Consider the following 19,618-nt stretch of genomic DNA (forward strand, 5'->3'; position numbering starts at 1 on the left):
CGTGATTGTTTTTGTTTCTGGAACATTTTCATACAAAGTATCATAAACATAAGTCACTGTAATTTCTTCACTGTTAATAACACCTTCAACCGGAGCCGAAGTTTCTTTGACTCGCATATATCTATACGCTATGCCATTATATGTAAATTCATCAGGACGATATTCTTCTGTATCTACATTATAATCTTTTGTATAAGCTCTTTTTTCAATAGCTGTTATTGTTGGTTTAATCGTATTTCCTTGCATATCTTCATATGCAATTTTAACAGCTCCATTTTTTATATTTTCTATTTTAATAGTAACAGAAGCTACATTCGCCTCATTAAATATTTCCTCTGCATTTGTTTTTGCTGCTGCTGAAATATAAGCTACCTGTGAATCTTTTGCATCTTTAGAAATTCTTGCTGGTACTAAAAATTCATTTGATAATCCCGGATTTAATGTAGTCCCTTGATTAGAAACAAACTTAACTGCTGTAACCTTGCTCCAATCTGTCACTTGATCAGCTGTTAAAGTTGTTGCTGTAGCAACTTCATTTGCATTTCCATTAATTGGAGAAGTTGAGTAGTATGCTGTCCATCCTGCAGGAGCTATTGCTTCTCCTGTAGCTTCCACATCAAATGCAGAATTACGAGCTATACTTGTATCAACAATATTCTTGTCCCCTTGTTTAGGTAATGTCACAAGCACTTCATTATTCGATAATTTTGAATTATCTGTATTTGATAATGTAAAACGATATGTCACATCTGTTTTTGGAGCTAAATTCTGTAACGAAGTTGTGTAACCTTCTCGTTGATCATTTTTATCGGTTACATCTACGTGTAATCGTGTCGCTGATGTATTACTTACAGGAATTTCATAAGTGAAAGTTGATGTATTGATAATTGTCTTATCTCCATCAAACTCATTATTAGGATTTAACCCATGTAGGAATCTATTTTCATCCCAAACTAATGTATATTTCAAACGATACCTACCTGTTTGAACCCATTGTGCTACATTAAACTCTAAATTCGGAGTTACATTCTCACGAGTATTTGAATCCTTCGGATCAATAATCAATACCCGTTTACCAGTATTTTGATAATTATCATCTTTAGTTACAAGTGGGCTATCTCCTGCATAACTAAAGCCATCCGGCAATTCCACAATAATTTTAGGATTCTTCGCTCCAAGATAATCTAATTTTTTATCAGTAGTAGCAAGGTGTGATGTCAATGTACTATATACACGATTCCCTAAACCTGAAGGTGAGTAATCATAAGCTTCTATTCCAGAACTTAATGATTGTGTTTTATTCCCTGCTAGAACCGTTTCTATTTTCCCAGTTCTCGATGTCAGTTTTAAAGCTGTTCTAGCATCTGCTAAAATCGTTTTAGAAATACTTGTATTGACTACATCTGTATCTTGAGTTGAAACTTTTGCAGTAACAATACTCTTAGCTTCTTTGCCTTCTAAAACCATTTGTTTAGCTTTTTCTAAGCCTTTTAAGTTTTGATGTAAATAAATACCTGCCTGGCTTATTGTATTACTTGTAAAGTTCATCTCACCTTTTGGTTTTAATAAAACTCGGGTCGTACCTTCAGGTAAATCTATAGATGTTCCACCGTCTTTCTTAAAGGAAATTTCTCCAAGTTTTGTTTCTGATGTACCATTTACCGTATATACTTCAAACGTCTTACTAGTTCCTAGATTATCCGGTGCATACCAAGCTGCATATGCTCCATTATTGTTCCAGACACCATAAAATTCAATTGATCTCTTTTGATCAAAATCACTATCAATCGTTAATTCAACTTCCTTAACTTTTGTTGGAGTATCTACACTTCTCCAGAAAACAATAATTCTCTTATCATCTGTTTCCGTATTAATTCCAGGAATTGCTATATTCACTCTATTTTCATGATTTTGTTCATTAGTATAGTTATTAATTACTAATGGAGGTTGTGCTCCTGCTACATTTGGCGTTGCTCCATCTCCGTTATCTTTATATGGATTCACAGCCTTCACAACTAACGAAGTTGTCCCTTGACTTGTATTCGTTTCTCCTGATTTATCTGTATAAGTTACATTATCTGTAAAAGTAAATTCTTTTCCTTTAAGAAACTCTTCTAAGGTTCCTGTTTGACGCATGTTTAAGCTAAGTGTATCATCACTAGTATTATTTCCTTGATCAAATACAGGTTTCGCATCTGGTATTATTCTTGTATAACGAGCAATATTTCCTTCCTGTGTCCATCCTGCATTCTTAGATGTTTCTGATACTATAGCTCCTGTCGGTAAAGTAATAGCATGTTGTATTTTATTGACAGCAGCAACTTCTTTATTTAATGTCGTTAATTTTAAAACTAATTCTTTATTCTTTGTTTCATCAATAGAGTCGCCGGGTGCATTTGTGTTAAATAAAGCTAAATCTCTAGCACCACTTTCACTGTCCACATGAATACTAGCATATCCACTCTTATTTGTATTTGCTACCACTGACTTAGTAGTCTTTTCAGGTGAAATTGGATTCCCATTTTTATCCATCACTTGAGAAGTGATAGAAGTTTGAGAATTACGGCCAGTTCTATATTTATCAAATTTATAACTAATATTGAAATTACCATAAGAACCACTTGGAACTTCTCCAGTATAAATCTTATACTGTGTATCCGTTACTTTTTCCACTCTTAAAGCTGTACCAAATTGTACATCAGTAATAGGTTCATTCTCAGGTAAATTCACTAAAATATAAGAACCTTCTTCTAATTTTGAAGGAGCTGATACATCTAATCTAAATGTTGAGATGATCTGTTCTCCTACATTATATTCTGTTTGATTTCCTACTAAATGACCTTGTAAACTAACTTTATTTTCAGTTGTTGGTTGCGTTTGATTAGCAGTCGCTAATGTACTATTTGAAGTACCAGCCTCTCCTGTATTAGCTACAGATTCTGTTGTTGAACTCGGTGGATTTGTTGTAGTAACCGGTACATAAGTAATTTTATATTTATTTGTTCCAACAAGTTGTAAGCTTGTCGCAGTAAATCCAGGATAATCTTTCTTTAATTGATCAAGATTTTCTGAAAAATTTGATTTTAAAATAGCAACATCTTCTACTACTCCACCTGGTTTCTCATGAGTCACCATTACAAATTCTTGTGCGTCGACTACTCCTGAACTACCAGTTCCAGTTCTGTTGTAACCACTATCTGATACACTTGTAATCGGTATCATTTCATCAGCTTCAACATGATAACCAAAAAAGAAGCCAGCCCCGATTAAAACACTCGCAGCACCAACTTTTAATTTTTTGATCGAATATTTTTCGTATCTATTGCCACAAAAATATCGATGATCTTTTTGTTGTCTCGACAATTTAAACATTGTTTACCACCTTATATATATATATATATATGCACTCGCGAGTACAGATATATTCGTTTAATTGTATCATATTCCGACGTAATTTTTAAGTAATTTGTCTATTTTTTTCAAAATTATAAAGTTTTGTGTCCTAGGTACAGAAAAATAATATTATTAGGCTACTTCTAAGTACGCTTGAATATATATTGCATAAAAATGCAAATAAATAGGGTGATAAATCATCTTTTAAAAAATTATAATATTTTTCAATCTCGACATCAAAAAAAAGTAAAAGGCCGATAGAACCTTTTACTTTCATCTCATTATTTACGGTTTAATACGGTGCAACATACGTGGGAATGGAATGGCTTCACGGATGTGTTTTGTTCCTGCTGCGAAGGTTACCATACGCTCGATACCGATACCAAATCCTCCGTGTGGTACAGTACCGTATTTACGAAGGTCAAGGTAGAATTCGTACTCTGTACGATCCATGCCAAGTTCATCCATCTTAGCGACAAGGGCAGCGTAGTCTTCCTCACGCATAGACCCACCGATGATTTCTCCATAGCCTTCTGGAGCAAGCAAGTCTGCACAAAGCACGCGCTCTGGATTTCCAGGAACTGGTTTCATGTAGAAGGCCTTGATAGCTGCTGGATAGTTCATGACAAATGTTGGTACACCAAAGTGGTTTGAAATCCAAGTTTCGTGTGGTGAACCAAAGTCATCACCATGCTCAAGATGCTCGTAGTCAGCATCTTCATCATTTTCATGCTCTTGCAAGAGGTCGATGGCTTGATCATAAGTGATGCGTTTGAATGGCTCTGCAATATAGCGTTTCAAGAGCTCTGTATCACGTTCCAAAGTTTCCAAGGCTTGAGGCGCACGGTCAAGAACACCTTGTAAAAGAGCTTTCACATAAGCTTCTTGCAAGTCAAGTGACTCATCGTGTGTCAAGTAGGAGTACTCTGCATCCATCATCCAGAACTCAGTCAAGTGACGGCGCGTTTTTGATTTTTCAGCACGGAAAACTGGACCAAAGTCAAAGACACGACCAAGGGCCATAGCGCCTGCTTCTAGGTAAAGCTGACCTGATTGGCTCAAGTAGGCTGGCGTTCCGAAGTAATCAGTTTCAAAAAGTTCAGTTGAATCTTCTGCCGCGTTTCCTGAAAGAATTGGGCTATCAAATTTCATGAAGCCATTCTTGTCGAAGAACTCATAAGTTGCGTAGATGATAGCGTTACGGATTTGCATCACCGCTACTTGCTTACGAGAACGGAGCCACAAGTGACGGTTGTCCATCAAGAAGTCTGTTCCATGTTCTTTTGGTGTGATTGGGTAGTCTTGAGATTCACCGATCACTTCGATGTCTGTAATGTCCAACTCGTAGCCAAACTTAGAACGTTCGTCTTCTTTGACAATACCTGTCACATAGACAGACGTTTCTTGGCTCAAGCGTTTGATAACATCAAACTTTTCAAGTCCTACTTCTTCACCAAATTTTTCGACAAAGTTTGGTTTAAAGGCCACACCTTGGAAGAAGGCTGTTCCATCACGCAATTGCAAGAAGGCGATTTTCCCTTTTCCTGATTTGTTGGCAACCCAAGCGCCAATCGTCACTTCCTGACCAACATAGTCTTTTACATCAATAATCGTTACACGTTTTGTCATTATTTTTCCTTTTCTTTTTTTATTCTTTATGGCAAACCACTTCTATATTGTTCCCATCTGGATCAACCACAAAAGCAGCGTAGTAAATCGGTTGCTCACTGCGATAACCAGGAGCTCCATTGTCTCGCCCACCTGCCTCTAAACCAGCCTCATAACAAGCTTGAACCTCTTCCTTATTTTCTGCTAAAAAAGCAAAGTGAATAGGATTTTGCTTCCCCTGAGCCAGCCAAAAATCACCACCAGGATGAGGGCTGTTTGGGGCAAGAAAACTGATTAGAGAAGTGGTCTTAAAAGCCAATTTATAGCCCAAAGGAGCGAGAAAACTCCTATAAAATCCTTCTGAAATTTGTAAATCCTTTACCTTAATTTCAAAATGATCAATCATTCTCACTACCCATAAATGCTTTCAAGCGTTTAACTGCTTCTTTAAGCGTGTCTAGGTCTGTCGCATAGCTGAGGCGGACATTTTCTGGCGCTCCGAATCCTGCTCCTGTAATCAAGGCCACTTCAGCTTCTTCTAGGATAGCGGTTGTAAATTCTGTCACATCCGTATAGCCTTTCATCTCCATTGCCTTTTTAACATTTGGGAAGAGATAGAAGGCTCCTTGCGGTTTGACCACTTCAAATCCTGGCACCTCAGCAAGAAGGGGATAGATGGTGTTTAATCGTTCTTCAAAGGCCTGACGCATGTTTTCTACAGTATCTTGCTCACCTGATAGAGCCTCAACTGCTGCATACTGGGCTACTGCTGACGGGTTCGAAGTTGTTTGACCTGCAATCTTAGACATGGCAGCGATAATGTCTGCTTCTCCGACGGCATAGCCAATCCGCCAACCTGTCATAGCATAGGCCTTAGATACACCGTTGATAACAACGGTTTGCTTACGAATTGCTTCTGATAGACTTGATATTGGAACAAATTCATTTCCATTATAAACAAGGCGACCGTATATATCATCTGCTAGGATGAGAATGTCATGTTCAACTGCCCAATTTCCGATAGCCAAGAGTTCCTCGCGAGTGTAAATCATACCAGTCGGATTAGATGGCGAATTTAGCACCAAAACCTTTGTCTTATCTGTCCTAACTAGTTCTAGTTGATCCACCGTAACTTTAAAATCATTGTCTTCTTTAGCTTGAACAAAGACTGGCACACCTTCTGCCATCTTGACCTGATCTCCATAGCTGACCCAATATGGGGTTGGGATGATAACTTCATCACCTGGATTGACCACAGCCATAAAGAAAGTATAGAGTGAGAACTTAGCACCGGTAGCAAATGTGACTTCGTTGGCCGCTACGGAATAACCATAATAACGCTCAAAATAGGTATTGACTGCTGCTTTTAACTCAGGCAAACCTGAAGCTACCGTATAGAAAGAAGCACGTCCATCTCGAATGGCTACAACAGCTGCATCTTGAATATTTTTGGGAGTATGGAAATCGGGCTGACCTAAAGTTAAGAAAAGTACATCTTTTCCTTCAGCCTTTAACTTCTTTGCTCTCGCATCACTAGCTAGAGTGACACTTTCTTCCATTTCTAAAACACGGTTGGATAGTTTCATAGGCCCTCCTTATTGACCAATGCTCCTGTTTCAAAATCTACTAGATAAAAATCAGAGCCTGACTTGACTTCCCAGATTGGCTTGTCTTGATACCGACCAAAGGTAATCTTATCAATCTCGCCAGCTCCTTTTTCCTTAGAAACAGCTTCTGCTTTTTCTTGTGAAACACCTTGATTTAGCTGATAAACGTAAATCTTATGGTCATCTTTTCCAATCAGGACAGCAAGTGCTTCTTGTTTTTTATTACGACCAAGAACGCTATAATAGGATTCCAAGCCATTGTATAAGTCAACCTGATCAGCCTGCTCTAATCCTGCATACTGCTGAGCTAATTTTTCTCCTTCACTTTTAGCCGTTTGATAAGGTTTCATACTCAGAAACACTAGATACAGAAAGGAAGCACTGATAACCACAAACAAAATCGTCATCCCTAGACCATACTGCCACAGTAGATTATTTTTTGCTTTGTTTTGTCTTTTTTTCACTCGTCTATTTTACCATCTATTAAGCTTTATTACAAGTGAATGCAAGAATACTCTTCTAAAATCTCTTCAAACCACTTCAGCTTTATCTACAACCTCAAAGCTGTGCTTTGAGCAACCTGCAGCTAGCTTCCTAGTTTGCTCTTTGATTTTCATTGAGTATAAGCAACCAATTCTATTTCTCCCTCCAAAGTAAACCGATTTTTCTTAGTTAAAACCGAGCAAGAAAAGTTAAGCGAAATCAACCTATTAAAAAACCTGAGCTTGGCACTCAAGTTTTCGTAAATTTTTTTGATCTATGGAATCACTTTATCATCCATTCTTTTAGCCAATTTTCCTAAAAAGATAGGTAGTAGAAGGCCGATTATGACTAAAAAGAAGCCTAGATAAAGAAATGTTATTACAAAGCCTAAATGGTCAATCAACCAGCCTGTCAGTGGGAAGAACACAATCATACTGAGGCTAAACATCATAGAGTAGACACTCAGCATGGTTGCCCTTACTTCACTTGGGAGCCGATCTTGCAAATCGTTGTCAAAAATCGGCTGAAAAAGAGCATATAGAGCATTACTAATCAAATAAATCAAAATATAGATTAGAGGTGTTCCAAAGTAGGACAACATATAGGTGACGCCAGTCAGCAGCACAAGGATAGGGAAAAGCTTCAAAGCAGCATATTTCTTTCCAATCTTACTCGCTAGATAGACTGCGACGATATTTAAGAGACTACCAAGTAGCATAACTGCTGAAATTTGCCAACCACTTAAATCTGGTAACTGATTTTGATAGTAAAAATAAAACATGCACATGAGTGTTCCGACAATCTGAGACAAAATCATCCAGTTGAAAAGCATGGGATTTCGCTTCAACTCATCCTTAACAGTCCAAATAATCTGTTTCATGGTCACACTATCATCTTTTTCTAGCTTGACACTAGGTTCTTTCAGCATCCAAATCAGGAAAAGAACTATGATAGAAGTGACAATCATGATATAGTAGGTCAGGTGCAATTGACCATGGACAAAAAATCCCGCCAACACTGTCCCAAAAGACCGAGTTCCTTCCGACACCCCTGATAGGAAGCTTGAAATGGATAGATAACGCTCCTTTAGTCCAGCCTCTACAGCCGAGTCATAGACCATTGCTGCGCTTGTGCCTGAATCAAAATTATAAGACAAGGCACTTACCGCCATAGCCAGTGCATAAATCCAAAAATTTCCCTGCCCAGCCAACATAAGAATAGAAGACACAATCCCTGCTATACGACTTAAATAAAGGTTGGTCTTATAGGAATAGCGGTCAGCTAACATACCAGATGGAATTTCACAGAGAAGACTGGTCGCATGAAAGATACTCTCCAGAAGTCCAATCTGCCAAAGAGACATGCCGTTTTGACTGAGAAAGAGAATCCAAAAACTGGTAATCCCTAGAAATGCAAAAAACTCAACTCCAGCCATCAGGCCAATATTTTTCCGATAATTTCTTATTAACATTTTTTCTCCTTAACAAGTGTATTATTATTTCTTTTGTCCGTCACTTGTTAATCTTTGCCTTACATGATTTCCACCCCTTTTTAGAAGCATTCTTCAATGCCTTTATTGTTCCTTTAATGATTTATGAAATGATACCGGAAAATAGCTGTTCTGCGGTTTCTATTGCGAGTTTTCTTGTTTATTTTAGCACTTATGTCATCATATTACAAGAGAATATAGGAATACTCTGCGAAAACCAAATGCATTCCAGTCGCAAGTGATTAGATATTCTACAATTTTATAGTTTTAATTATCTTTGAGCAAATTTCTTGCAAGTCCTTTTCTTTTGTTGTAATATATTTCATAACAACGAGAAAGTTCTCGAAATTTAAGAAAAAGGAGACACATCATGTCTAAAAAAGTATTATTTATCGTCGGATCCCTACGTCAAGGTTCTTTTAACCACCAAATGGCTCTCGAAGCTGAGAAAGCACTTGCTGGTAAAGCGGAAGTTAGCTATCTTGATTACTCAGCCCTTCCTCTCTTCAGCCAAGATTTGGAAGTTCCAACTTATCCAGCTGTAGCTGCTGCTCGTGAAGCAGTTCTCGCTGCTGATGCCATCTGGATCTTCTCTCCAGTCTACAACTTCTCTATCCCTGGAACAGTGAAAAACTTGCTTGACTGGCTATCTCGTGCCCTTGACTTATCTGATACACGTGGCGCTTCTGCTCTTCAAGACAAGTTTGTCACCGTATCATCTGTAGCCAATGCAGGTCACGATCAACTCTTCGCTATCTATAAAGACCTCTTGCCATTTATCCGTACGCAAGTCGTTGGCGACTTTACCGCTGCACGTGTCAATGACTCTGCCTGGGCAGACGGAAAATTGGTTCTTGAAGAAACAGTCCTAAACTCCCTTGAAAAACAAGCTCAAGACTTGGTCAATGCTATCAAGTAACTAACATAATAAAAGCGAACAAGACTACTTCTCTGACACTCAGAAGACTAGCTTGTTCGCTTTTTCTCATTTATAAACTAAAATGTCTGATGATACATATTGTCAAATACAAAATATCTGATTTCTATACTTCCTTAACAAAAACCAATTCCTGTGGCTGTGACAGGTCTTCTCGGTAGTTAAATCCTGCAAAGCTTAAGCGACGAGCTTCTTCCACCGTCTGTACTTGATTTTCTATCAGGGCTGTCAGGAAGGCACCACGCGCTTTCTTGGAAATCGTTGAATGAATCTTCAACTGACCACCCCTATCTTCCATGAATTTGAAGGTCACCATTTTTTCTCTAATTTCCTTAGAAAATACAGTCTCAAACTCGGACGACAAGAGAGAGAAAATCACTTCTTCCTGCTTCAGAGCTTCATCATAGGCTACCTTCCAATGGCTCTTCAAAGTCTTACCAGCGACTTTTAATTTCATCAAAAAATCCAAACGGTGAGGGGCCATGGGTGACAAGGCTGGAACGACTCCGTACAAAGCCGAGGTAATGAAGACATGACTTTCAAGATAGGCTTGTTCTGTCTCGGTCAGTTTATCTCGCTTGATATGGCGGTACATGAGCCCATCAAAAAGTTTCAAGGCTGGATAGTGTTGGGCAGTTTGCCTTTTCAAAGCTTGGATATTTTGAAATTCTTCCGCAGACTTCTCGGCTGATACCTTGTAAAAACTCTCCAATTGACTAGCAGAATAGAGGGCCAAAGCATCCAGCACGGCCTGACTTTCTGATCTTAAAGGAGTTGCCTCGATACTTGGCAAGTCTGTGTTCATTTCTTTTGCTGTTGGGATTAAAATTTTCATATTGATAGTGTAGCATATTTTTTAGCCACAACCAAGAAATTCATCTGATACTCAATGAAAATCAAAAAGCAAACTAGGAAGCTAGCCGCAGGCTGTACTTGAGTACGGCAAGGTGAAGCTGGCGTGGTTTGAATTTGATTTTCGAAGAGTATGAAAAACCTCGGTTTAACCGAGGCTTCTCTATTTATTTGGGCCATCCTAACCAGACAGCTACGAGAACAAGGGCTATGCCAGCTAAACTTGTTAAGATAGATAAGAATTTATCTTTTTTCTCCTTGAACTGAGAAAAACCTATCTTCAAAGCGAGCAGTCCGAGTAGCATTGAAGCAAGCATCAAATAAAAACCCATTTGTTTGTCCTCCATTAGGCTTAATTTACCTTATTATAACATATATTTCTTAAATAAACCTTTTTTACTGCACTTTAAAAGTCTTGAGATAATTGTCTTTTCCTACTTGACCTTCGAAGGTTTTACCATTTTCAAGGTAAGGAAGGTCATCTGATACAGAGGCCTTGACCTTGTAAATCTTGCCATCAACTTTAAAGAAGTAGACGGTATCTCCCTTGATAACAGCTGATTTGAGGTCTGCTACTACTCCCTTGATGCTTTCTGTCGTTGCATTGTCAATTTCAAGGTCGTTTTTATTGGCATACTTGCTGAGTAGCTCTTCCACTGTCGTAGCTACGATAACGTTTTGGTACTCGACTGCGTCTACCAGAGCGTACTCTTTGACCAAGCCTGCATTGTCCTTCAAACCCATGATGTAGAGAGGCTTGTCATTGAGGTTGATGAGGATTGGGAAGGTTGCCTTGTAGGATTTCTCCTGAACAGCACCTTCGGCTGATTCACGGGCTGATTCTTCGGTCGCAGAAGCCAAGCTGTACTTAGTGATTTCTCCTGTTCGCATATTTTCAAGAATGAAACCAAGATTACTTTCATCTGCATTGGCCGATGTCACACCTGTGTAGAGGTAGATGTCATTACCGATAGACAAGTAATTATAGCCCTTGGTAGTCTGGGTCACGTTTTTCTTGGAAATCATGGCATTCCAGAAACCATCCTTGTACTTGCCGTTGTAGTTGATTTGCTCAATGGTTTCCTCAGCTGGATAAACTCTGTCCACCCATTCCGGAACATCTGCCAAGCTGTATTCCTTGGTTTCTCCATTTGTAGCATCCAAGATAATGACTGAAACAGGACGAGGAACCGCAAGTCCAAATTGCTTTTGGTAAACTGTAGCCACATAGAAAGGATTGCCCTCATCGTCCACCTCAAAAGATGGAGTCTTGAAGATTTTAGTTGGGTACTTCAAGCGTAGGTGACGTTTGACGTCACGGTTAAAATACTCCGAATCAGAATACTTGATTGGTGTCTTCAAGTCCACCAAGTCCGCATTACCAGTTACCATGTCTACCTTGATATACTCGCCGATTCCCTTGGCTTGATTGTTAAACCATTTGATAGGATCTGCGTATTCTAGTGGTGTAACCCGATAAGGTTTCCCATCAATCGTCAATTGGGTATAGGTATCTGCCGCTACGTACTGCGACACCTTATCCGTTAGGGAACCCAAGTAGCGGTCGCCAATTTTTTCAGCAGTACTTCTATCTAAGATAGGAACCTTACTAGTGTCAGTCTTAGGAAATTCAGTAAAGTCTTTTTCCGTAACCGTGACTACATTGGCATAATTTTTAGCCTGAAAAATGCTGGAAGTCACCAAGGAAACCAAGGCTGCTAAGAGAAGAATTCCTCCAATAGAAGCTAAAAGGATTTTCCCTAACCGATTGATTTTGAAACCCTCAAGATTTAAGGCAGCTTCTGCCTTGCCGTGGCGCACATGAACCGTTTTGACAAGGTTTATCCCCTTGCCAAAGCCAAATAAGATTGCTACAAGCAGCAAATGCCCACAGAGGAAAAAGAGAAATTCCCAGCTGGTTAAGTTAAGGGGCGGTAAAAAGATATACCAGGTCGTTGCGATAAAAATAAGTTCAAAGATTATCCGTTTCATTTGCTTTCCTCCTAAATGATTCGTCCTTTCAAGTGATCCAGTTCATGCTGACAAATCTGAGCTGGGAATCCTGTCAAGGTAATGGTCTGTTCCTGCCACTTGCTGTCACGATATGCAATCCTTATGGTTTCATAACGCTTAGTAGGTCTCACACCTGTCAAGGACAAACAACCTTCTTCCGTCTCATAAGGTCCTTCAGAGGACAGGAGCACTGGGTTAAACATGACCACAGGAACCAAACCAAGATTAAAGATAATCACGCGCTTCTGCACCCCAATCATATTGGCAGCCAGACCAACACAAGTTTCTCGATTTGCTAAGAGTGTATCCTGCAAATCTCTGGCAAGATACAGGTCTTCCTGACTTGCCGGCTGAGATACCTGAGATAAAAACAAAATATCCTTCACAATTTTCTTTTCCACTTCCTCACACTCCTCTTGCTTTTTACTATATTATAGCAATTATAGCACAAAAGCTGATAACTGCAAGCCCTTTCCCTCAACTGTAGCAAAAAGCCATCCGAAGATGACTTTTTTTAAATCGCATTCTTATCAAAACCGAGTTTGCGTTGAATAAACTTAACAATTTCGACGATAATAATCATTGAGAAGCTTCCGCCCATAACGATTCCCCATTGTGACAAGTCTAGTTTGGTTACGTGGAAGATTCCTTCAAGCGGTTCTACGACGATTGTTGCCATGAGAAGAATGAAGGATATCAAGATAGACCAGTTGAAGGTCTTAGACTTGAATGGGCCAACTGTCAAGATGGATTGGTAAACAGACTTGACATTGTAGGCATGGAAGAGCTGAATCAAACCAAGGGTTGCAAAGGCCATAGTAAGGGCATCTGCATGAATGGCATGATTGTCACCCACATGAACTGGGTAAGCAAGGGCAAGGCCATAAACACTCATAACAAGGGCTGCTTGGAGTACACCTTGATAGATGATAGAACTCAAAACACCACCTGAGAAGAAGCTTGCCTTGCGTCCACGTGGTTTATGGTTCATGACACCAGGCTCAGCAGGTTCAACACCTAGAGCAATTGCTGGGAAGGTATCTGTTACCAAGTTGATCCACAAAAGATGAACTGGTTGCAAAACATCCCAACCAAACAAGGTTGATAGGAAAATGGTTAATACTTCAGCAGTATTGGCAGAAAGTAGGTACTGAATAGTCTTTTGAATATTTGAGAAGACCTTACGTCCTTCTTCAACTGCAACGATAATAGTCGCAAAGTTATCATCTGCAAGAATCATGTCAGAAGCCCCCTTAGAAACCTCTGTACCAGTGATTCCCATACCGATACCGATGTCTGCTGTTTTCAGAGCTGGCGCATCATTGACACCGTCACCTGTCATGGCAACGACTTTACCTTGTTTTTGCCAAGCCTTGACGATACGAACCTTGTGTTCTGGAGACACACGGGCATAAACAGAGTATTGACCAACTACTTTTTCAAAGTCTTCATCTGACAGTTCATTGAGTTCAGCACCAGTTAAAACGTGGCCTTCTGTATCGTTTGCGTCAATGATTCCCAAACGTTTGGCAATAGCTTCTGCTGTGTCTTGATGGTCACCTGTAATCATGATTGGACGGATTCCAGCTTCCTTAGCCACACGCACAGCCTCAGCAGCTTCAGGACGTTCAGGGTCAATCATACCAATCAAACCAGTAAAGATTAAATCATTTTCAAGCTCTTCAGAAGTGAGATTTTCTGGAATGCTGTCAATAATCTTATAAGCACCTGCAAGGACACGCAAGGCTTGATGAGCCATTTCAGAGTTGTTTGTATGAATGAGATTTGTAACCTTCTCATCAATCGGAGCAATATCCCCAGCCTTATCACGAAGAAGACAACGTTTTAAGAGTTGGTCTGGCGCACCCTTGACTGCTACAAGGAAACGACCATCTGGCAATGGGTGAACTGTTGACATGAGCTTACGGTCAGAGTCAAATGGCAACTCAGCTACACGAGGATACTTCTCTAAGAAACCTTTGACATCGTAACCCTTGTCCAAGGCATATTGGATAAAGGCTGTTTCGGTTGGGTCACCAATCAGGTTGCCTTCCACATCGATTTTCGTATCATTGGCCAAGACAACTGAACGAAGAAGGGGCATTTCAAGACCTAGTTCAATATCATCAGCTGAGTCATGTAGAACCGCATCGTAGAAGACTTTTTCGACTGTCATCTTGTTCATAGTCAGCGTACCAGTCTTATCAGAAGCGATGATTTCAGTTGAACCAAGTGTTTCAACTGCTGGCAATTTACGAACGATGGAATGGCGTTTGGCCAAAACTTGAGTACCAAGGGAAAGAACGATGGTAACGATAGCAGGAAGTCCTTCTGGAATGGCTGCAACGGCAAGGGCAACAGAAGTCAACAACTCACCAAGTGGACTTTTCCCTTGAATGAAGACACCCACTACAAAAGTAACAAGGGCAATGACCAAGATAGCATAGGTCAAGACTTTAGAAAGGTTGTTCAAGTTTTGTTTAAGTGGTGTATCTGTCTCATCCGCATCTTGAAGCATACCAGCGATATGACCAACTTCAGTGTACATCCCTGTATTGACAACAACACCCATCCCACGACCATAGGTCACGTTAGAGTTTTGGAAGGCCATATTGACACGGTCACCAATACCAGCATCTACAGCAAGCTCGACTGACAAGTCTTTTTCGACTGGCACAGACTCACCTGTCAAAGCAGCTTCTTCGATTTTAAGAGAATTGGCTTCTAATAAACGAAGATCCGCTGGTACAACATCACCTGCTTCAAGAGCAACAATATCACCTGGTACCAATTCTTTAGAGTCAATCTCCGCCATATGCCCATCACGAAGAACGCGGGCAGCTGGACTAGACATGGATTTGAGGGCTTCGATCGCTTCTTCAGCTTTCCCTTCTTGGTAAACACCAAAGGCAGCATTGATGATTACCACGGCTAAGATGATAATGGCATCTGCAATATCTTCCCCACCAGAAGTCACGACTGACAAGATAGCTGCCGCAACTAGGATGATAATCATCAAATCCTTAAATTGCTCGATAAATTTGACCAAGATTGATCGTTTCTCGCCTTCTTCGAGTTCATTGTGGCCAAATTCGACAAGGCGCTTTTCCGCCTCACTTGATGACAAACCTTGCTCGGTCGCATCCACAGCCTTCAAGACCTCTTCAGGACTCTGAGTGTAAAACGCTTGGCGTTTTTGTTCTTTTGACATGTGTCTCCTCCTTGACATTGTGTGCAAAACAGACTCTCTTTTCCCCATCGTATCTTTTCACGACAAACAAAAAAGAGACCTGTTAATCATAACAAGTCTCGCTGTTTAAGATAGTGCCGGAAAGCATACTTTTCAGTATAAAATTCGGAATGACGACACTATCACAGGTTTCTGCCAGCTACTCCCTTGAGTAGTACTATTATACCAAAATTTGAAAAACTTTCAAGGATTAAAAATCCGATGAGATGCTACTCTTATCAAAAGTACGTTCACTGATAATATATCTAGGACGACGTTTCGTTTCTAGGTAAATCTTTCCAATATACTCACCAATTACTCCCAAACTAATCAATTGTACTCCACCAAGTAAACTGACTATTGCATAGGTGCTTGCCCAGCCTGCCACAACCGTACCAGCAAACTTACTCCATATGCCCCAAATAATCAATAAAAAACTAAAGAGTGACGTCAAAACACCAAGACTTGTAATCAAACGAATCGGTTTGATTGATAAACTGGTAATACCATCCATAGCCAAACCAAGCATTTTAGATAGTGGATAATGGCTCTCACCAGCAATTCGTTCATGGCGCTTATACGAAACATAAGAATATTTAAAGCCAACTAAAGGCATTAAACCACGAAGAAAAAGATTAACTTCTTGGAACCTCTCTAACTCCCGCAAAAATCTTTTTGATACCAATCTATAGTCGGCATGATTGAAAATAACTTCTGCTCCAAATAGGCGTAGCACTTTATAAAAACCTTCGGCTGTAATTCGTTTAAAAGCAGAGTCCGTATCACGATTATCACGGACACCATATACAATTTCAGAACCACTTTTATATTCTTCAACCATTTTGTCCATACAATTGATATCATCTTGTCCATCAGCATCAATGGTAATGACAATATCAGCAAACTGAATAGCCTCATACATACCGGCAAGGACACTACTTTGATGACCCCTATTACGACTTTGTGACACGCCAACTACAGAAGGGATGGTTTTAGCATAACTTTCTATCAGTTCCCAAGTCTGATCCTTACTACCATCATTTACATACATGATTTTACTAAGAGGATGGATTTCTTCTTTCTTTACTAATTGTTCAATTTTTTCAACAAACATTGGATTAGTATGTGGTAAGACTTGCTCTTCGTTATAACACGGAATAACGATATATAAAATTGGCTTTTTCCTGCTCATGCTATTCTCCTCCTTTTCTATAAATCATAGCTGTATCAATCTGTTTTTCTAAGTGATAATTTACTTTAATATAATCCTTAATAAAAGAGTCAGTCCTCTTACCATAATCCCATTCAGTATCAAATACAATATAGATAGGAGGATTTTCTTGTATAGATTTTTTAAACTCATCAATAATAACTCGATCATCTGTCACAGCTGGGATGAAGAAAAATTTTGTACTAGCTAGCCGTTCACTATACAAATAAATTGTTCCATTTTGACGGTGTGTATAAATTCGGTCATCCATCGACGTATTTTTCTCTATATAGCTAGCAACGCGTTGCTGTTTCTCAGATCTATTCAGATATCTTGTATTCATACTTTTCATGATGGATTTTACATCATTCTGGTATACAATAATAAATCCTAAGAATAAGACAAAAAATACTTGAAAAGACATTTTCTTGGATATGCTATGAAATAAATAGGAAATATATGGAATCAAAATCGGGAGCATTACTAAAATGTAATGACCATAGCTTCTTTTTGAGATAAGAGCCAGAAGTAAACAAACAATAAAAACAAAATGATAGAAGATTGATTTTATTCCAAATTTCTTCCACAGTGGTATCAAGGAAAATAACATCAATAAATTAAGACTTAAGAGATTTGTTTGAGAAATGTACCATCTGATAATCTCATACATCGAAACGTTATTAGACTCTGTAGTATAAATAAAATTAATTCCAATCGACTGGTATACCATTTCAATAAAGATGCCCTTTGATAACAGATATAGGCACAAAGGGATAGTTGGTATTAATACTCCAACGAAAAATAATCCTATCAAAGAAAACAATTCCCTATATGCTTTCTTTAGTATAAAATCAATCAATACATAAATACAAAATACTAGCCAAATCCCTATCATATTTGCTTTCGTAAAAAATACAATAGCGAAAAACGCACCTGATACTACGATGTCATTTTTACTGAAATCATTTTGTATAAATAATTTTAAAAAAATGTATAATGAATAAGACAAAAAAGGTAAAATAAAACCTTCTAAACTCCAACCGCCATCAAAAAAATACTCATAAATTATAAAGATAATTGCTAAAGTTAAAATTGTTTGCTTATTCCCAGTAAATAATCTTGAGATCTTATAGCTAGCTATAAAGAATAGAAATGTACAAAATAGGTATAAAAATTTAATTCCTAACGCACCACCAATAAGATATCCTAGGTAGTTCAGTAAAAAAACAACTGGCCCCTTATGATCAAATAAGGCTGCATACATCAATTCTCCTCGATTCATTGCATACCCAAAATATTCAAAAATACTAGCATCTGAAAACGGTATTCCTTGTTTGACATTTGTTACCATCGAGAACCAGACTAAAACAGTAAAGAGCAAAGAAATACTCATCGCTAAAATACTCATTTTTTTCAATTTTATTTACCTCAACTTTTCACTTTATCAGTCTATCATATTTCCTAAAAAAAAAAGCATTTTCTGCTTTGTATTTTCTTAGTTTTATCTGTCCTATTTGAATTTTCCCTTGAAAACCAGTATAATGGTAGAATGCTATGTGACTAGAAAGGAAGTTGAATGAAGCAATCTATCTCAAATCTCAAGTTAGCTGAGCGTGGGGCCATTATCAGCATTTCAACCTATTTGATCTTGTCTGCAGCCAAATTGGCTACTGGGCACCTCCTCCATTCATCCAGTTTGGTGGCAGATGGTTTTAATAACATATCCGATATCATCGGAAATATTGCCCTCTTGATTGGGATTCGAATGGCGCGCCAACCTGCAGACCGGGACCACCGTTTTGGTCACTGGAAGATTGAAGATTTGGCTAGCTTGATCACTTCTATCATCATGTTCTATGTCGGTTTCGATGTTCTAAGGGACACCATTCAAAAGATTCTCAGTCGGGAAGAAACGGTCATTGATCCTCTGGGTGCACTTCTAGGAATCATTTCTGCAGCGGTTATGTTTGTGGTTTATCTCTACAACACCCGTCTCAGTAAACATTCCAAATCAAAAGCACTGAAGGCAGCTGCCAAGGATAATCTTTCTGACGCTGTTACATCACTTGGCACTACCATTGCTATCCTAGCCAGTAGTTTCAATTATCCCATTGTGGATAAACTGGTTGCCATCATCATCACTTTCTTTATCTTAAAGACTGCCTATGATATCTTCATCGAGTCTTCTTTTAGTCTATCAGATGGCTTCGACGACCGTCTGCTTGAGGATTATCAAAAGGCTATCATGGAAATTCCCAAAATCAGCAAGGTTAAGTCCCAAAGAGGTCGCACCTACGGTAGCAATATTTACCTGGATATCACGCTGGAGATGAATCCCGACTTATCCGTTTATGAAAGTCACGAGATTGCGGATCAGGTCGAGTCTATGCTGGAAGAACGTTTTGGGGTTTTTGATATCGATGTCCATATTGAACCAGCGCCTATCCCTGAGGATGAAATTTTAGACAATGTCTACAAAAAATTGCTTATGCGCGAGCAATTGATTGATCAAGGAAATCAACTGGAGGAACTCTTGGCTGACGATTTTGTCTATATTCGTCAAGATGGAGAGCAGATGGATAAAGAGGCCTATAAAGCCGAAAAAGACTTGAATTCCGCTATCAAGGATATTCAGATCACTTCCATCAGTCAGAAGACCAAACTCATCTGCTATGAGTTAGATGGCATCGTCCATACCAGTATCTGGCGCCGCCACGAAACCTGGCAAAATATTTTTCATCAAGAAACCAAAAAAGAATAGAAAAATCCTGTCATGAGACGGGATTTTTCCATTCTT

Annotated in this window: 15 protein-coding genes; 2 read left to right on the top strand and 13 right to left on the bottom strand. The window is 39.0% G+C overall.

The genetic code is table 11. The annotated features are described in order from the left end of the window. The 6 genes from SMIDD28_RS01440 to SMIDD28_RS01465 all read right to left on the bottom strand — a co-directional run. Window positions 1-3,372 (bottom strand): YSIRK-type signal peptide-containing protein (locus SMIDD28_RS01440; RefSeq protein WP_061424165.1); only part of this gene is annotated, 3,372 nt, incomplete at its 3' end. Window positions 3,373-3,678: 306 nt separating this feature from the next. Beyond that, on the bottom strand, window positions 3,679-5,022 hold the full coding sequence (asnS, locus tag SMIDD28_RS01445; protein ID WP_061424167.1) for an asparagine--tRNA ligase: 1,344 nt from the start codon (window positions 5,020-5,022) through the stop codon (window positions 3,679-3,681). A 19-nt stretch (window positions 5,023-5,041) separates the two neighbouring features. Further along, complete coding sequence (locus tag SMIDD28_RS01450) at window positions 5,042-5,407, bottom strand: VOC family protein (RefSeq protein ID WP_061424169.1); 366 nt, start codon at window positions 5,405-5,407, stop codon at window positions 5,042-5,044. Continuing rightward, window positions 5,400-6,587, bottom strand: coding sequence for a pyridoxal phosphate-dependent aminotransferase (locus SMIDD28_RS01455; protein WP_061424171.1), 1,188 nt, complete (start codon window positions 6,585-6,587; stop codon window positions 5,400-5,402). Before SMIDD28_RS01455 ends, SMIDD28_RS01450 begins: the two co-directional genes overlap by 8 nt. Beyond that, window positions 6,584-7,072: a cell wall elongation regulator TseB-like domain-containing protein gene (locus tag SMIDD28_RS01460; RefSeq protein WP_049512551.1), complete on the bottom strand. Its 489-nt coding sequence runs from the start codon at window positions 7,070-7,072 to the stop codon at window positions 6,584-6,586. Before SMIDD28_RS01460 ends, SMIDD28_RS01455 begins: the two co-directional genes overlap by 4 nt. 293 nt (window positions 7,073-7,365) lie before the next feature. Continuing rightward, entirely contained in the window at window positions 7,366-8,562 is a 1,197-nt protein-coding gene (locus SMIDD28_RS01465; RefSeq protein ID WP_061424173.1) for an MFS transporter, read from the bottom strand. 388 nt (window positions 8,563-8,950) lie between these two features. Between SMIDD28_RS01465 and SMIDD28_RS01470 the strand changes: the two genes are divergently transcribed. After that, the gene (locus SMIDD28_RS01470) at window positions 8,951-9,499 is read left to right on the top strand and encodes an NADPH-dependent FMN reductase (RefSeq protein ID WP_061424175.1); all 549 of its coding nucleotides are present in this window, start codon (window positions 8,951-8,953) and stop codon (window positions 9,497-9,499) included. 124 nt (window positions 9,500-9,623) lie between these two features. On the opposite strand, the gene yaaA is transcribed toward SMIDD28_RS01470, so the two are convergent. From yaaA to SMIDD28_RS12010, 7 genes are all read right to left on the bottom strand, one after another. Continuing rightward, complete coding sequence (gene yaaA / locus SMIDD28_RS01475) at window positions 9,624-10,352, bottom strand: peroxide stress protein YaaA (protein ID WP_061424178.1); 729 nt, start codon at window positions 10,350-10,352, stop codon at window positions 9,624-9,626. Window positions 10,353-10,536: 184 nt separating this feature from the next. Continuing rightward, entirely contained in the window at window positions 10,537-10,701 is a 165-nt protein-coding gene (locus tag SMIDD28_RS01480) for a YczI family protein (protein ID WP_061424181.1), read from the bottom strand. A 64-nt stretch (window positions 10,702-10,765) separates the two neighbouring features. After that, window positions 10,766-12,361 (bottom strand): hypothetical protein, encoded by a 1,596-nt coding sequence (locus SMIDD28_RS01485; protein ID WP_061424183.1) that lies wholly within the window; start codon window positions 12,359-12,361, stop codon window positions 10,766-10,768. A gap of 11 nt (window positions 12,362-12,372) precedes the next feature. Continuing rightward, entirely contained in the window at window positions 12,373-12,783 is a 411-nt protein-coding gene (locus SMIDD28_RS01490) for a peptide deformylase (protein ID WP_000412228.1), read from the bottom strand. A gap of 113 nt (window positions 12,784-12,896) precedes the next feature. Continuing rightward, a complete protein-coding gene (locus tag SMIDD28_RS01495; protein ID WP_061424185.1) occupies window positions 12,897-15,593 on the bottom strand; it encodes a cation-translocating P-type ATPase in 2,697 nt (898 codons plus the stop codon). A gap of 229 nt (window positions 15,594-15,822) precedes the next feature. After that, complete coding sequence (locus SMIDD28_RS01500; protein WP_061424187.1) at window positions 15,823-16,803, bottom strand: glycosyltransferase family 2 protein; 981 nt, start codon at window positions 16,801-16,803, stop codon at window positions 15,823-15,825. A gap of 1 nt (window position 16,804) precedes the next feature. Further along, window positions 16,805-18,238 (bottom strand): hypothetical protein, encoded by a 1,434-nt coding sequence (locus tag SMIDD28_RS12010; protein ID WP_231075103.1) that lies wholly within the window; start codon window positions 18,236-18,238, stop codon window positions 16,805-16,807. Window positions 18,239-18,397: 159 nt separating this feature from the next. Here SMIDD28_RS12010 and mntE point away from each other — a divergent pair, with 159 nt between their 5' ends. Next, entirely contained in the window at window positions 18,398-19,582 is a 1,185-nt protein-coding gene (mntE, locus tag SMIDD28_RS01510) for a CDF family manganese efflux transporter MntE (protein WP_061424189.1), read from the top strand. Window positions 19,583-19,618 lie beyond the last annotated feature (36 nt).

It is taken from the genome of Streptococcus mitis (assembly GCF_001579045.1).
Classification (GTDB): Bacteria; Bacillota; Bacilli; order Lactobacillales; family Streptococcaceae; genus Streptococcus; species Streptococcus mitis_D.

What these genes read in the sequence shown, in the direction of transcription:
- asnS (WP_061424167.1), bottom strand. Translation starts at nt 5,022, where the DNA reads ATGACAAAACGTGTAACGATTATTGATGTAAAAGACTATGTTGGTCAG.
- SMIDD28_RS01450 (WP_061424169.1), bottom strand. Translation starts at nt 5,407, where the DNA reads ATGATTGATCATTTTGAAATTAAGGTAAAGGATTTACAAATTTCAGAA.
- SMIDD28_RS01455 (WP_061424171.1), bottom strand. Translation starts at nt 6,587, where the DNA reads ATGAAACTATCCAACCGTGTTTTAGAAATGGAAGAAAGTGTCACTCTA.
- SMIDD28_RS01465 (WP_061424173.1), bottom strand. Translation starts at nt 8,562, where the DNA reads ATGTTAATAAGAAATTATCGGAAAAATATTGGCCTGATGGCTGGAGTT.
- SMIDD28_RS01470 (WP_061424175.1), top strand. Translation starts at nt 8,951, where the DNA reads ATGTCTAAAAAAGTATTATTTATCGTCGGATCCCTACGTCAAGGTTCT.
- yaaA (WP_061424178.1), bottom strand. Translation starts at nt 10,352, where the DNA reads ATGAAAATTTTAATCCCAACAGCAAAAGAAATGAACACAGACTTGCCA.
- SMIDD28_RS01480 (WP_061424181.1), bottom strand. Translation starts at nt 10,701, where the DNA reads ATGGGTTTTTATTTGATGCTTGCTTCAATGCTACTCGGACTGCTCGCT.
- SMIDD28_RS01485 (WP_061424183.1), bottom strand. Translation starts at nt 12,361, where the DNA reads ATGAAACGGATAATCTTTGAACTTATTTTTATCGCAACGACCTGGTAT.
- SMIDD28_RS01495 (WP_061424185.1), bottom strand. Translation starts at nt 15,593, where the DNA reads ATGTCAAAAGAACAAAAACGCCAAGCGTTTTACACTCAGAGTCCTGAA.
- SMIDD28_RS01500 (WP_061424187.1), bottom strand. Translation starts at nt 16,803, where the DNA reads ATGAGCAGGAAAAAGCCAATTTTATATATCGTTATTCCGTGTTATAAC.
- mntE (WP_061424189.1), top strand. Translation starts at nt 18,398, where the DNA reads ATGAAGCAATCTATCTCAAATCTCAAGTTAGCTGAGCGTGGGGCCATT.